The sequence below is a fragment of the Bacillus sanguinis genome (assembly GCF_018332475.1).
Classification (GTDB): Bacteria; Bacillota; Bacilli; order Bacillales; family Bacillaceae_G; genus Bacillus_A; species Bacillus_A sanguinis.
The window spans coordinates 1-14,900 of the sequence record NZ_BOQB01000121.1; the positions used below are offsets into that span (position 1 = coordinate 1).

Annotated in this window: 12 protein-coding genes and 1 other annotated feature; of the genes, 1 reads left to right on the forward strand and 11 read right to left on the reverse strand. The window is 37.7% G+C overall.

The window, feature by feature from the left end; genetic code table 11:
- Positions 1 to 31 precede the first annotated feature (31 nt).
- The 11 genes from KI369_RS14415 to hemA all read right to left on the reverse strand — a co-directional run bounded on the left by KI369_RS14415 (position 32) and on the right by hemA (position 14,052).
- Positions 32 to 994 carry a stage II sporulation protein B gene (locus KI369_RS14415; RefSeq protein ID WP_212956419.1) on the reverse strand — a complete coding sequence of 321 codons (963 nt, stop codon included), beginning with the start codon at positions 992 to 994 and terminating at the stop codon, positions 32 to 34.
- A 165-nt stretch (positions 995 to 1,159) separates the two neighbouring features.
- The gene (locus KI369_RS14420) at positions 1,160 to 2,461 is read right to left on the reverse strand and encodes a bifunctional folylpolyglutamate synthase/dihydrofolate synthase (protein WP_212956420.1); all 1,302 of its coding nucleotides are present in this window, start codon (positions 2,459 to 2,461) and stop codon (positions 1,160 to 1,162) included.
- A gap of 92 nt (positions 2,462 to 2,553) precedes the next feature.
- Positions 2,554 to 5,199, reverse strand: coding sequence for a valine--tRNA ligase (locus tag KI369_RS14425; protein WP_212956421.1), 2,646 nt, complete (start codon positions 5,197 to 5,199; stop codon positions 2,554 to 2,556).
- A gap of 38 nt (positions 5,200 to 5,237) precedes the next feature.
- Positions 5,238 to 5,469, reverse strand: a binding site (T-box leader).
- 170 nt (positions 5,470 to 5,639) lie between these two features.
- On the reverse strand, positions 5,640 to 6,665 hold the full coding sequence (ysxE, locus tag KI369_RS14430; RefSeq protein WP_212956422.1) for a spore coat protein YsxE: 1,026 nt from the start codon (positions 6,663 to 6,665) through the stop codon (positions 5,640 to 5,642).
- A gap of 66 nt (positions 6,666 to 6,731) precedes the next feature.
- The gene (gene spoVID / locus KI369_RS14435; RefSeq protein WP_212956423.1) at positions 6,732 to 7,709 is read right to left on the reverse strand and encodes a stage VI sporulation protein D; all 978 of its coding nucleotides are present in this window, start codon (positions 7,707 to 7,709) and stop codon (positions 6,732 to 6,734) included.
- Positions 7,710 to 7,818: 109 nt separating this feature from the next.
- Entirely contained in the window at positions 7,819 to 9,108 is a 1,290-nt protein-coding gene (hemL, locus tag KI369_RS14440) for a glutamate-1-semialdehyde 2,1-aminomutase (protein WP_212956424.1), read from the reverse strand.
- Positions 9,108 to 10,097 carry a porphobilinogen synthase gene (hemB, locus tag KI369_RS14445; RefSeq protein ID WP_212956425.1) on the reverse strand — a complete coding sequence of 330 codons (990 nt, stop codon included), beginning with the start codon at positions 10,095 to 10,097 and terminating at the stop codon, positions 9,108 to 9,110. The genes hemL and hemB overlap by 1 nt, the downstream gene beginning before the upstream one ends.
- Positions 10,098 to 10,166: 69 nt before the next feature.
- Positions 10,167 to 10,919 (reverse strand): uroporphyrinogen-III synthase, encoded by a 753-nt coding sequence (gene hemD / locus KI369_RS14450; RefSeq protein WP_212956426.1) that lies wholly within the window; start codon positions 10,917 to 10,919, stop codon positions 10,167 to 10,169.
- A gap of 2 nt (positions 10,920 to 10,921) precedes the next feature.
- A complete protein-coding gene (gene hemC, locus KI369_RS14455; protein ID WP_212956427.1) occupies positions 10,922 to 11,851 on the reverse strand; it encodes a hydroxymethylbilane synthase in 930 nt (309 codons plus the stop codon).
- A gap of 15 nt (positions 11,852 to 11,866) precedes the next feature.
- The gene (locus KI369_RS14460) at positions 11,867 to 12,700 is read right to left on the reverse strand and encodes a cytochrome c biogenesis protein (protein WP_016086099.1); all 834 of its coding nucleotides are present in this window, start codon (positions 12,698 to 12,700) and stop codon (positions 11,867 to 11,869) included.
- 17 nt (positions 12,701 to 12,717) lie between these two features.
- Positions 12,718 to 14,052, reverse strand: coding sequence for a glutamyl-tRNA reductase (gene hemA / locus KI369_RS14465; protein ID WP_212956428.1), 1,335 nt, complete (start codon positions 14,050 to 14,052; stop codon positions 12,718 to 12,720).
- 415 nt (positions 14,053 to 14,467) lie between these two features.
- On the opposite strand from hemA, the gene KI369_RS14470 reads away from it, so the two are divergent.
- A partial coding sequence (locus KI369_RS14470) for a MarR family winged helix-turn-helix transcriptional regulator (protein WP_212956429.1) occupies positions 14,468 to 14,900 on the forward strand: 433 nt, incomplete at its 3' end.

The following is a 14,900-nucleotide window of genomic DNA, read 5'->3' on the forward strand; positions in this document are numbered from 1 at the left end:
ATACTTCTTCCTTCGTCATTTCATTATCCTATTAATTCACCTTTTGTGAAACAATTTTTTCATATGAAAGTATACCATCAATAATAACTTGATTTAATTTCGCCAAAGATTCCTTATCACCTTTTCCATCCTGCACTGTTTGCACAGCTACTGACGTATACATATACAATTTCTTTGCTTCTTCCTGCTTCATACTTTTTCCTTCTTTTTCAATTGCTTTCCACTCTTTTTCAATCACACCTATACCTTTTGCATTACTTTTTCCACTAGCTTGTACGCTAGAAGCATATTTTGCTAAATGAGTATATAATGGCTGTACTTTTGTTAAAAATGCCCCAACTTCTTTATCATCTTTAAGTAACGCTTTATCTGTTATATCCCAGTTCTTTTTCAATACAGAGACATTATCATTTTTATACTGCGTCATTAATTGATTTATGCCTTGTTCATCGCTTGCAATACCAACAACTAATGCATACTTATCACCGATCGGTTTTAAAGCTGCTACGCCCCCATTACCTTTCCACTCTTCAAGAGCAGCCTGTCCCTTTTCTTCGGAAGAATAAATTCCTCCTTGAACAAAAAATAATTTCATTGGATCCAATGATGTTCCTATCTGCGCTTTTTGTTTTTCCTCTTTTGGTGCTGGTGTTTGTTCTGACGTTCCGCCCACCTTTGATTCTTCACTTTGCATCTGCTTCGAAGCTGTTATGTCACTTTCCCCTGTCGCACCTTGCCCTTTAAGTAACTGTAGCATTCCCATCCCAAACGCCGTACCAATAACAATCGCAGTTGCAACGATTGCAATTAACGTATTGCTCCACTTCTTTCGTTTTTTTTCCGTAGACGCTACTTTCGCTTTTTGAAATGGAACAACGTTTTTTGGCCTTTCACTTTCTACTACCATCCATTCAAATTCATCTTTCTTCTTCTCCTCATATTTCGCTTCTGTTCCATTCACTTTCACTGAGATCGTTCGTGATTGCTTGTCCATACACTCACACCTCACCTCTTATCGTTGTCCGCATCATATCATATTCATTTCACAAAAAAACGAGATATTTGTCAGAGGAATTCGCCAAATAACCCTATATATTTATCTTATATGTATGCATTTGACTTCATTTGTAGAACAAAAAAACTAGATAGCAAAGACTATCTAGTTTTTCTCGCGAATATATTTTCGAACTTCCGAAATGAAATAAAGGGAACCTGTTATGATAAAAACATCATTTTCCCCAATCACTTCAACCTTCGTATCAATTGCCTCTTTCCAATTTTCAAACACTAATTTTGATTCTTTCTTTGCATACGATGCAAGCTTGTCAGCAGAAATAGCACGATCAAAGGCGAATGTTGTAAAAATAATTTCATCTGCAATTGTTTCTAATTGAGCTACCATATTATGCAACTGTTTATCACCAAGGGCAGTAAATAAAACTATTACATTTTTATCTTTGTAATGTGATTCTACTGTTTTCACAAGACTTTCGATACCTTCTGGGTTATGAGCACCATCTATAATAATATCTGGATTACTTTGCAGTTTTTCAAAGCGCCCAATCCAATACGCTTCCTGTAATCCAGCTCTTATTTCTTCTTCCTCAATTAAAAACGATAAGTATGTTTTGACATACATGACTGCCATAAGTGCAAGTGCTGCGTTTCCTACTTGATGACTACCTTTCATTGAGATTCGCACATCTTCAAAAGTGGAGAAAGGACAAGTGAAATCGAACTGTTCTCCATCTTCGCTAGACTGTTTATGTAACGCTGTAAAATGGTTACCTATCTCGTATAAGTTTGCATGATTTTCTTTTGCAACCTTTTGAATGACTTGCAATGCTTCCTCATCTTGTACCCCAGTAATAACCGGCACACCAGACTTAATAATCCCCGCCTTTTCATATGCAATTTCTCCTAGTGTATTACCTAAAATATGCATATGATCATGGCCGATATTTGTAATAATCGTGAGAACAGGATGAATAACATTCGTAGAATCAAAGCGCCCTCCAAGCCCTGTTTCAAATAAAACAACATCACAGAAATTGACTTTGCCGAAATAACAAATCGCCATAACCGTAATAATTTCAAACTCAGTCGCTTCCCCTAAATCTGTATCATCTAGTTTTTCAACGACTGGCTTTACCATCTTTACAAGTTCCGCAATCTCTTCATCTGCAATCGGCGTTCCGTTCACACTAATACGTTCATTAAACGTTTCAATATAAGGAGAGGTAAATGTTCCTACCTTATATTTTGCATCTTCTAACATGTAGCGCATATATGTTAACGTTGAACCCTTTCCATTTGTACCAGCAAGATGAACACATTTTATGTGACGCTCTGGATTTCCTAGCTCTTCTAGCATCCATCTCATTCTTTCTAATCCTGGTTTAATACCAAACTTCAATCGACTATGAATCCACCCTATCGCTTCTTCGTATGTATGTATCACGTATGCTTTCCCCTTTCAAAAGACAACCTTCATACTCCTATTATACGCAAAGAAAAGAGACTCACCAATATAGTGAGCCTCTAAAAAATATTTTACTTTTCAAGATCTGCTAGACGTTGGCGAACTGCTTCGCGTTTTTCTAGGTAATCTTGCTCTTTTGCACGCTCTCCATCAATAACTGCTGCAGGAGCTTTCGCTACGAAACCTTGGTTCGAAAGTTTCTTCTGTACACGTTCTACTTCTTTGTCAAACTTCTCAAGCTCTTTCTCAAGACGCGCTCTCTCTTCATCAAGATTGATAAGATCAGCTAACGGTAAGAATAGCTCTGCACCTGATACGATTGCAGTCATTGCTTTTTCTGGCGCTTGTAAATCCGTTTGAATTGTTAATTCGCTTGGGTTACAGAAACGCTCAATGTAAGAGCTGTTCTTCGTAAGTTGAGCAAGTACAGCCTCATCTTTTGCCTTGATTTGCATTTGAACTTTTTTGCTCATTGGCGTATTTACTTCTGCACGGATGTTACGAACAGAGCGAATGATATCAACTAGAAGGTGCATTTCTGCTGCCGCTTCTTTATCTTGTAAATCTTCGCGAACTGTTGGCCAAGCTGCTACTGTAATAGACTCGCCTTCATGCGGTAAATGTTGCCAAATTTTCTCTGTTACGAATGGCATGAATGGGTGTAATAGACGCATTGTTTGGTCTAATACGTAAGCTAAAATAGAACGAGTTGTTTTCTTAGCTGCTTCATCTTCACCGTATAGTGGAAGTTTCGCCATCTCAATGTACCAGTCACAGAAATCGTCCCAAATGAAGTTGTATAATGAACGACCAGCTTCACCGAACTCATATTTATCCATGTTACGTGTTACGCTTTCGATTGTTTCATTTAAGCGAGTTAAAATCCACTTATCCGCAACTGATTTTTCACCAGTTAAATCGATTTCTTCATACTTCATGTCGTCCATGTTCATTAATACGAAACGTGATGCATTCCAAATTTTATTAATGAAGTTCCAAGTAGATTCTACTTTTTCCATGCTGAAACGTAAATCTTGACCTGGTGCACTTCCTGTTGATAAGAAATAGCGCATTGCATCTGCACCGTACTTCTCGATAACATCCATTGGATCAATACCGTTACCAAGAGATTTACTCATTTTACGTCCTTGCTCATCACGAACTAAACCGTGAATTAATACATCTTTAAATGGACGCTCGCCTGTAAACTCTAAACCTTGGAAAATCATACGAGATACCCAGAAGAAGATAATGTCATAACCAGTTACTAGTGCATCTGTTGAATAGTAACGTTTGAAGTCTGCTGCATCTTCATTTGGCCAACCAAGTGTTGAGAATGGCCATAGTGCTGAACTGAACCATGTATCAAGTACGTCGTTATCTTGATTCCAGTTTTCAATATCTGCTGGTGCTTCTGTACCTACGTATACTTCACCAGTTTGTTTATGATACCAAGCTGGAATGCGGTGTCCCCACCATAATTGACGAGAAATACACCAGTCGTGAATGTTTTCCATCCAACGTAAATATGTGTTTTCGAAACGCTCTGGTACGAACGTTACTTTCTCTTCTTCTTTTTGTTGAAGCTCTACTGCCTTCTCAGCAAGTGGAGCCATTTTTACGAACCATTGTGTTGATAAGTAAGGCTCAACAACTGCACCACTACGCTCACTATGACCTACTGAATGCATATGAGGCTCGATTTCTACTAATATGCCCGCTTCTTGTAAATCTTTTACTAACGCTTTACGGCATTCGAAACGATCCATGCCGTTATACTTACCAGCTTTTTCGTTCATCGATCCATCTTCGTTCATTACTAAGATACGTGGTAAGTCATGACGGTTACCTACTTCAAAGTCATTCGGGTCATGAGCTGGTGTAATTTTTACAACGCCTGTTCCGAAATCTTTTTCTACGTACTCATCAGCAATAATTGGAATCTCACGGCCTACGATTGGAAGTGTAACTGTTTTTCCGATTAAATGCTTGTAGCGGTCGTCTTCTGGATGAACCGCTACCGCTGTATCACCAAGCATCGTTTCTGGACGAGTAGTCGCAAGACGAATATGACCAGAACCATCTGTTAACGGATAGTTCATATGGTAGAATGCACCTTGAACTTCTTTATGAATTACTTCAATATCAGAAAGAGCTGTGCGTGTTGCTGGGTCCCAGTTAATGATATATTCACCACGGTAAATTAAGCCCTTTTCGTATAATTGAACGAATACTTTATTAACTGCATCAGATAAACCTTCGTCTAATGTGAAACGTTCACGAGAATAGTCTAGTCCTAAACCAACTTTCCCCCATTGTTGACGAATGTGAGACGCGTATTCTTCTTTCCATTCCCAAGCTTTTTCAAGAAACTTCTCACGGCCAAGATCGTAACGTGAAATACCTTCTTCACGAAGTTTCCCTTCTACTTTCGCTTGTGTTGCGATACCAGCATGGTCCATTCCTGGAAGCCATAATACATCGTAACCTTGCATACGCTTTGTACGAGTTAAAATATCTTGAAGGGTTGTATCCCATGCATGACCTAAGTGTAACTTACCAGTTACGTTCGGAGGTGGAATTACAATTGTATACGGTTGTTTCTTCTCGTCTCCTGTTGCTTCAAAATATTTGCCTTCTAGCCACCACTGATAAAGGCCTTCTTCAACGGACATATGATCATATTTAGTTGGTAAATTCTTTTCCGTGTTTGACATTATTTTCCCTCCTTAAAATAAAAAATGCCCCTCATCCAAAAAAGGACGAGGGACATCGCGGTACCACCTTTATTTACAAACAAATCCAAGATTTGCTTATACTCTTAATTTGATAACGGACAAATCCGTCTTTTCCTAATGAGAACTATTCCGTTCAGAAAAGATGCTCCAGGGCTACCTTCTAACATAACTATCTAGAGAATCTCCCAGCTAATGATTCTCCTCTCTGAAGACGTTTCTTGTTATACTCTTCCCCTTCAAGGCATTTATATGATTGTTAATTATTATATACAATAGTGTAAAAAACGAAACCTTATTCGTCAAGATAAATTTAAGTCTATGAATTTTCGGGCACACAAAAAAGATAAGTAGCATCCTCTACTTATCTTTTGATCCCGCTATTTGCAGGCAGTCCTACCCGTACTAATTAAAATTTCACTTTATCCGTTCCCCTGCTGGGCAGCTTGTAATTGCGATAGGAAATATTCTATATTACTAACGAGCCAATGCGCTTGTTGCAAGCTCTTTACTCCGAGAAGTTCATTTTCCTCATTACGACTCTCTCTTCTTTTCTTATAAGACTGGATTTGCCGAATAAATTGCGATGGATACGTCATATACGCAAACATAAGTAGTTGCTCTTCTTTCGTAAAAGGGAAATTTTTTTGGTACATTTGATACCATTCAAACCGATCACTTCGCGCAATTGGGTATGTGTTTAACGACCGAGAATAAAACCCTACAATATCCTGCACAGGTGTTGCAAACTTCGATTTTTCTAAACTAATAAAATAGCCGTTCCGTTCATAATCAAATAAAAAGTGATTAAGTGATACGTTACCATGCACAAAAGTAATGCGTGTTTTTTCTTTTTCTTTCATCGCATCGTTCCACTCATTTAATTGCTTCGTTGCAAACTCACGCGCCCTCATTACATGATGATAGTACGTACAATATTGTAATTCAAACGGAGACATATACCACTTTGCTTCAGATTCTACGAGGAACTCTTCTAACATTTCACCATCATTATCCCAGCGATCAGATATATTCGTATAATGCTTTTCTAAATCTTCTTCTGTATACGTTTCTTCTTTTACCGTTTTTTGATGCAACGTCCCGAGAGTTTGAAACATTTTATGATATTGATCATTGTCCTCGCCGTTCCCTTCCGCACGTTCTAACCAAGGCATTAAATAATAATTATACGTCCCGTCACTTAAAATATAATTGCCATCCGTCGCATGGTATATCGGTACATAATTTGAAAAACCTTTCTCCTTCAAATATTGAATATGATGCAAAAAGTTATTCCGCTCTAACTTCCTGCCTTCTATTCTTTTGAGCGCATATGGACCTTGATTCGTATAAATTTTCGTTACGCTTCCGTGCTCTTCCATATGCTGCGTATCCAATCTATATTGACTTACAATGGGTTCATAGCGATTTCGTAATTCCATATCCATACGAATAACCCTTTCTATTCAAAACATAGCCTTTAGAAAAATAAGTGGGTGAAAACACTCACCCACTTATTTCGCTTTTGCTCTTGAAACAGGAATATAAATAATTTGTCCTGCAGTTAAATATATATCTTCTGTTTGATTGACACGGTATAAGTTTTGTACAGACGTTTCATAACGATCTGCAACCGATTCAATTGTATCTCCTTCTTGCACGAAATACATTCTTAACTTTGTAAATTCTTCTTCCGGTTCTTTCGTAAATAATTTCGTTAAATACAGCGCATTTTCATCTCGCTGTGAATACGTTTCCTCTTCTTGCTCTTCTTGTTTTTTCGCTTTCTCTTTCTTGAAATCTTTTCGTCCGAACAATTCAAATTGCGGCGTTGTTTCTTTCTCCTCTTCACGCTCTACCAATTCATGTTCTTCTATTTCCTCTTCCTCTACTTCCTGCTCTTTTCTTTCCTCTAATTGAAACGGTTCAAATGCGTAATCTTCCCACTCATCTGATTCCTTATAGACGGGTTCTTCTACGTGCGGCGCAGGTCTATTTTCATCTTCTTGCGCTGAATCAGCTTCTAACTCAGCATGCGCCGTTTCTTCCTCTTCATCCTCGATTCTTTCTTCATCACATAAACCAGTAATAGATATATCCGCTAATAATTGTAAGCAACCATTTTCCTTTAATTCATAATCAAATTCCTCAATAGATACATATAGTTCTTCAATTACTTTCACACGGTTTCTCGGAATTGATATTTCAAGCGGAAAGGAATGAACAAGTTCATTAACCCCATCTTCCCTTGTTTCTACATAATCAATTGACTTCGCTGGCGATAGATCTCTTAATGAATATGCCGAATCATCTTGCCGCGCAACATACTCTCCCGTTAAATCTAATTGCCCTCTCACGATAACTTCATGATCAAGCTCTTCTATCTCAACGTCTGGATCTAACGAAATTGACAAAAGTTCTTCGACTTCCTGTCCTTTTTGGAACCAAACAGATTCTTTTAATGAAAAACGTAATGAATGATCTGTTGCCACTTCTTTTCCCCCTCCCAAACTATATGTCATTACAGATTTATGTATGGAAAGCTGACTTTATGAATAAAAAAAATCGCTCCCCTTATGGAGAGCGATTTTCTTTCAACAATTAAGCTTTTAATTTTGACATTGCAATTTCAGCCGCTGCAATTGTCGCTTCAATATCTGCATCACTATGTGCTGTCGATAAGAATAAACCTTCGAATTGAGATGGAGGTAAGAATACACCTTGTTCTACCATTTCACGATAGTAAGCCGCAAAGAATTCTAAGTTTGAAGATTTTGCCGCATCGTAATTAATAACTGGTTCATCTGTAAAGAAGATACCTATCATAGAACCCGCACGGTTAATATAATGCGGAATGCCATGTTTTTCAGCCGCTTTACGTAAGCCAGCTTCTAACATCTCAGCTTTACGCTCGAATTCTACATATGATTCTGGCGTTAATTGCACTAACGTTTCATAACCTGCTGCCATTGCAAGTGGGTTACCTGATAAAGTACCTGCTTGGTAAATCGGTCCGCTCGGTGCAACTTGGCGCATAATTTCTGCTTTACCACCGTATGCTCCTACTGGTAATCCACCACCGATTACTTTACCTAAACAAGTTAAATCAGGTGTTACACCGTAATAACCTTGTCCACAATTATAAGCAACTCGGAATCCTGTCATGACTTCATCAAAAATAAGTAATGCACCGTTTTGTTCTGTTACTTCACGAAGACCTTCTAAAAATCCTGGCTGCGGAGGAACAACACCCATATTCCCTGCTACTGGTTCTACAATTACACAAGCGATATCATCACCGAATTGTTCGAAAGCGTATTTCACACTTTCTAAATCGTTATACGCTACTGTAATCGTATTTTTCGCTACACCTTCTGGTACACCAGGGCTATCTGGTAAACCTAACGTCGCCACACCAGAACCCGCTTTAATTAATAACGAATCACCATGACCGTGGTAACAACCAATGAATTTCAAAATTTTGTTACGGCCTGTATAACCACGAGCTAAACGTAGCGCACTCATTGTCGCTTCTGTTCCTGAGTTAACCATACGTACAATCTCAATTGATGGTACACGCTCAATAACAAGTTTCGCTAATTCATTCTCAATTTCCGTTGGCGCACCGAAGCTTGTCCCTCTTTCAGCAACAGTTTTTAAAGCTTCCACAACACGATCATTCGCATGACCATGAATTAAAGGACCCCATGATAATACGTAATCAATGTATTCATTTCCATCGATATCATATACTTTAGAGCCTTTTCCACGTTCCATAAACAACGGATTCATACCGACAGACTTAAAGGCACGAACAGGGCTATTTACGCCACCAGGCATTAAATTTTGTGCCTCTTCGAACGCCGCAATCGACTTATCAAACTTTTTCATTATTTAGCGCCTCCTTCTTGTAACCATCTTGCCGCATCTTTTGCATGATACGTAATAATTAAATCTGCTCCTGCACGTTTCATGCTAATTAATTTTTCAAGTACAACTTCTTTTTCATTAATCCAACCATTTTGCGCTGCAGCTTTAATCATTGAATATTCGCCGCTTACGTTATAAGCAACGACTGGTAAATTAAAGTTATTTTTCACATCACGAACGATATCTAAGTAAGAAAGAGCTGGCTTTACAATTAAGAAATCTGCCCCTTCCATTACATCTGATTCTGCTTCACGGAATGCTTCCATACGGTTCGCTGGGTCCATTTGATATGTTTTACGATCACCAAATTGTGGTGCACCGTGTGCCGCATCACGGAATGGCCCGTAAAATGCTGATGAATATTTCACAGCGTAGGACATAACCGGTACATGCCCAAAACCATTTTCATCTAATGCATGGCGAATTGCTGTTACGAATCCGTCCATCATGTTTGATGGCGCAATAATGTCCGCTCCTGCTTTCGCTTGACTTACAGCTGTTTTCGCAAGAACTGCAAGAGACTCGTCATTTAAAATAATACCATCTTCAATTACACCGCAATGACCGTGACTTGTGAATTGACATAAACATGTATCCGCAACTACTACTAACTCAGGGAATTCACCTTTAATTTGCTGAATTGCACGTTGCACAATTCCACGATCACAATAAGCTGATGATCCAACTTCATCTTTTTCAGCAGGTAAACCAAATACAATAACAGAACGAATACCTAAATCAACAACCTCTTGCATTTCAGCTTGCAATAAATCTAAAGACATTTGATATACGCCTGGCATAGAAGGCACTTCATTACGAACATTTTCTCCTTCTAATACAAAAATAGGGTAAATAAAATCTTCCGTATGTAAAAACGTTTCACGCACAAGCGCACGCATATTACCGCTTTGTCTTAAGCGACGATGACGATTAAATTGTAAAGAGTTCATAAATTTCTATCCCCATTCTTTTATTTTATCCCACTATTTGCGGGCAGTAAGACCCTACTAATTAAAGTTTCACTTTATAGATTCACAAATACATTGTAGCAATGCTTCTACAGTGTACTCTTTCGGCATAATAATGTGCGGAAAATAAAGGCTCGCCTCTTTTTCCGTAATAGGCCCTATACAAGCAATTGTACATTTTTTTGTCCATTCTCTCCAGTTTGTCCCCTCAAGTAAACGAACAAAACTAGTAACAGTGGAAGGACTCGTAAATGTAATAATGTCTACTTCCCCTACTTCTAACGCTTCTTTCAGCTCTCGCTTTTTCTCTACATTCTCTTTCGTACCATATACGATTAGCTCATCTAGAGAAACACCAATTTCGCGAAGTGCAATTGGAATTACATCTCTTGCTAAATTCCCTTTCGGAAATAAAATGCATTCGTTTCCACTTAGTCTTTTTACAAACTCTTCTGCAAATACTTCTGCAACAAATGAAGTTGGAACGAAGTCCACTTCATAGCCTCGTTTTTCTAACTCTACTCTTGTCTTCACGCCTACTGCAGCAATTTTAGTCGTTACAGGGAGCCTCCTTCTCAAACAATCTAGAAAAAAAGCTACCCCATTTTTACTCGTAAAAATGACCCAGTCATATAAATGTAGTTGCCCTGCTATATGGTGAATCTGTCTATGAGACATACCTTCCATACGCAAAAGCGGAATTTCCAATGGAATTCCGCTCTTTTCTTTAACCGCTACACTCATTTGTTTTGCTTGATGCTGGGCACGTGTAATCAATACCGTTTTGCCAGCGAGAGCGTTCATATTTATTGTTGCCCCTTATTCGCAGCAAGAATGAGTTCTTTTGCGCCTTGTTTAATTAAACGGTCCGCAGCCTCTAATCCTACTTCCTCTGGATTAGTCCCTACTACTGTCTCTTTCAACAAAACAGAACCGTCCATAGAACCGACAAGAGCTGTTAATTCGATTGCATCATTTTCTGTAAGGGTTGCATATCCAGCGATCGGAACTTGGCATCCACCTTCAAGTTTATGAAGAAATACTCGTTCTGCCGCCACTGTTCTTTCTGTTACGGCATCATTCATATGCGCTAACAACTGTAGTAAATCCTTATCATCCTCACGGCACTCAATCGCTAATGCACCTTGCCCTACAGCAGGTACACATAACGTCTCATCTAAATGTTCTGTAATCACTTCATTATCCCAGCCCATTCTTTGTAATCCAGCTGTCGCTAAAATAATTGCATCATAATCTTCTTCTTGTAATTTACGTAAACGTGTATCGATATTTCCGCGAATCCACTTCACTTGTAAATCTGGTCTTGCAGCGAGTAGCTGTGCACTGCGTCTTAAACTACTCGTACCTAAAATAGCACCTTCTGCTAACTCTTTAAACGACGCTCCGTTTTTTGAGATAAAAGCATCACGAGGATCAACACGCTTTGGTGTACAACCAATCATTAATCCTTCTGGAAGTACGGCCGGCATATCTTTCATACTATGTACAGCCATATCAATTTCTTTCGTAAGTAACGCATGTTCAATCTCTTTCACAAACAAACCTTTTCCGCCTACTTTTGAAAGAGTAACATCTAAAATAACATCACCTTTTGTGACAATTTCTTTCACTTCAAATTCATATGGTAAACCTAGCGCTTTTAACTGATCAATAAACCAATTTGTTTGCGTTAATGCTAATTTACTCTTTCGTGACCCTACAATAATTTTGCGCATAATTCTCTCTCCTCATTATAAATACCAAAAGTGGAAGTTGGATAAACTGCTTAATAGAAAAATATTAATTAGCATTACGAGAAATGCTCCGATGTTCCACTGTACGATTTTCTTTCCTTGCAACACATCTGCCGCTCGTAAATATAGACCAGCACAATATACAAATAGAACGACAAAAGACCCGATTACTTTCGTATCATACCAATGGAAATTGTCCAACTTCGTATATCCCCATATGCATCCTAATAAAATAGCTAGTAAGAAAAATGGAACAGAAAATAAATTTAATCCGTAAGACATCGATTCTAGCTTCGGTAAATTCCCTAACCTTCTTAATCTCGCATTCCATTTTTTCTTTTTTAATAGGCGATATTGTAGTAAATACATGATAGAAAAAATGAACGATACAGTGAAAGTTGCATAAGAAATAATAGCCATACCGACGTGTACATATACAAGTTCCGAAACTAATTGCTCCGCAAGTACCGGCGACATCTTTCCGAGCGGTGTAAAAATAGAAAAAGCGCTTACGCCAAATGCGACAACATTTGTAAAAAAGACTAGAAAATCGATTCTCATAAATCGATTAATGACTAACGACATTGTAATCAATAGCCAAACATAAAAATAAATCCCTGATAATAAAGTTAATATAGGGTTCGTTTCTGAATCTGTAGCCCGAAGTAACATGAAGATAGACTGCAGAACCCACACAATCGAAAGTAACCAAAAAGCAAATCGGTTCGCCTTTCGGTTACTTTGGAAATAATCTATAAAATATAAACTAATGCTACAAGCATATAAAATAATTGCAATATGATAAATAATACTGTTATTTAAAAAACTCATCCGATCATCCTTCCAAATTATAAAGATGGAACGGATGGTGTCCACGCTCTTTTATGTTCTACTTCTTCCGCACTACTCTCTACGTCTTCCATTTCTAAATCGAAAATCTTTGCAAATAACGCTAATTTTTCGTCTGCTCCCTCTTCAGCAGCTATTTCTTTCGCTACTAAAATGGGGTCTTTTAATAGTTGATTAATAATACTTTTCGTATGCTTACTAATTACTTTTCTCTCACGATCACTAAGATTCGGTATCTTTCGTTCCAAACTTTCCATCGTTTCACTTTGGATAGCAAGTGCCTTATCACGAAGAGCTGATATTAACGGAACAACACCAAGTGTACTTAACCACGTTTTAAATAAAACAATTTCCTCTTCAATCATAAATTGAATTTTCTCTGCTTCTTTCAAACGCTCAGTACGATTTGCTTCCACTACTCCTTGCAAATCATCAATGTCATATAAGAAAGAACCTTCTAGCTCATCAATCGCTGGATCAATATCACGTGGCACTGCAATATCAACCATAAATAAAGGACGACCAGAGCGCATTTTCTCTACCTTTGTCATCATCTCTTTCGTAATGACATACTCCGATGCACCCGTTGAACTAATTAAAATATCTGCTTCTAATAATGCACATTGTAATTCACTTAAAGGCTTTGCATGTCCCATATATTTCTCAGCCATTACTTCCGCTTTCGTAAGCGTTCTATTCATAACTGTTACTTTACGAGCACCACTTCCATATAAGTTTTGCAGTGCCAGTTCACCCATTTTGCCAGCACCCAGAATAAGTACATGACAATCTGTTAGCTCGCCGAATATTTTCTTCCCAAGCTCGACAGCAGCATAACTAACCGACATCGCACTTTCACCAATTGTCGTTTCTGAGTGCGCACGTTTCGCTAACGTAACCACTTGCTTAAACAATTCATTAAAAATTGTGCCTGTTGCTTTTACTTGTTGTGCTTCTAAAAAGCTATCTTTTATTTGACCTAAAATCTGCGTTTCTCCGACTACCATAGAATCTAAACCGCACGTTACGCGGAATAAATGATCTATTGCACCATCTTGTTCAAAAATAGTTAAATATGGTGCGACTTCTTCTATTTCAAGCTGAAACCAATCAGCTAAAAACTTCTTAATATAATACCGTCCCGTGTGTAATTGATCGACAACAGCGTAAATCTCAGTACGATTACAAGTTGATACAATGACATTCTCTAACACGCTCTTTTGATTTTGTAATGTAGTCATTGCTTGCTCTAGCTCTGCTGCCTGAAATGTGAGTTTCTCACGAAATTCTACAGGGGCTGTTCGATAATTTACACTAACAACAAGAATATGCACGCAGCATGTCCCCCTTCACCCGTTTTATCACTTTATCTACTATCATAATACAACTTTCCTCTTATGAATCTGACAATCGTGTGAACAACCGATTATTTTTTATTTATTCTCCGTATGTAATAAAGGAGATTCAGTAAAACTAATAAAGGCTTTCTACTTTATAATGATTATAAATTAATAACTCTATTTGTACGTTACCAAAAAAAGCCCTCATAATCAAGTGATGGAAACTATTCCATATGAATTATAACATCATCTTTCCTATCTTCTTTCATCATGAAGGAAAATATGTATGATTGTTCCAAATTGTAGCACAAACTTTCTCAATACAATGTATTTGACATTGTATTTCTTTTCCGTTATATTGATTTTACAAAATTAAATTGTGCACAACTTAATTAGAGAGGAGTTATGTATGACAGAGAATTCTTTACATCTAGATAACCAACTTTGTTTTTCTATTTACGCCTGTTCTAAAGAAGTGACCCGCTTTTATCGACCATATTTAGAAGAGATGGGTATTACGTATCCTCAGTACATTACTTTACTCGTACTGTGGGAGCAAGATGGACTAACAGTAAAAGAAATTGGAGAACGTCTATTTTTAGATTCCGGTACGCTAACACCTATGTTAAAACGAATGGAATCATTAAATCTTGTAAAACGCGTTCGTTCCAAAGAAGATGAGCGCAAAGTTTGTATTGAATTAACAGAACAAGGTAAAGATTTAAAAGAAAAGGCTTGTTCATTACCGACAACAATGGCAACAAATTTAGGAATTACAGAACAAGAATATCGTTCTTTATTAATTCAATTAAATAAACTAATTGAAACAATGAAAACAATAA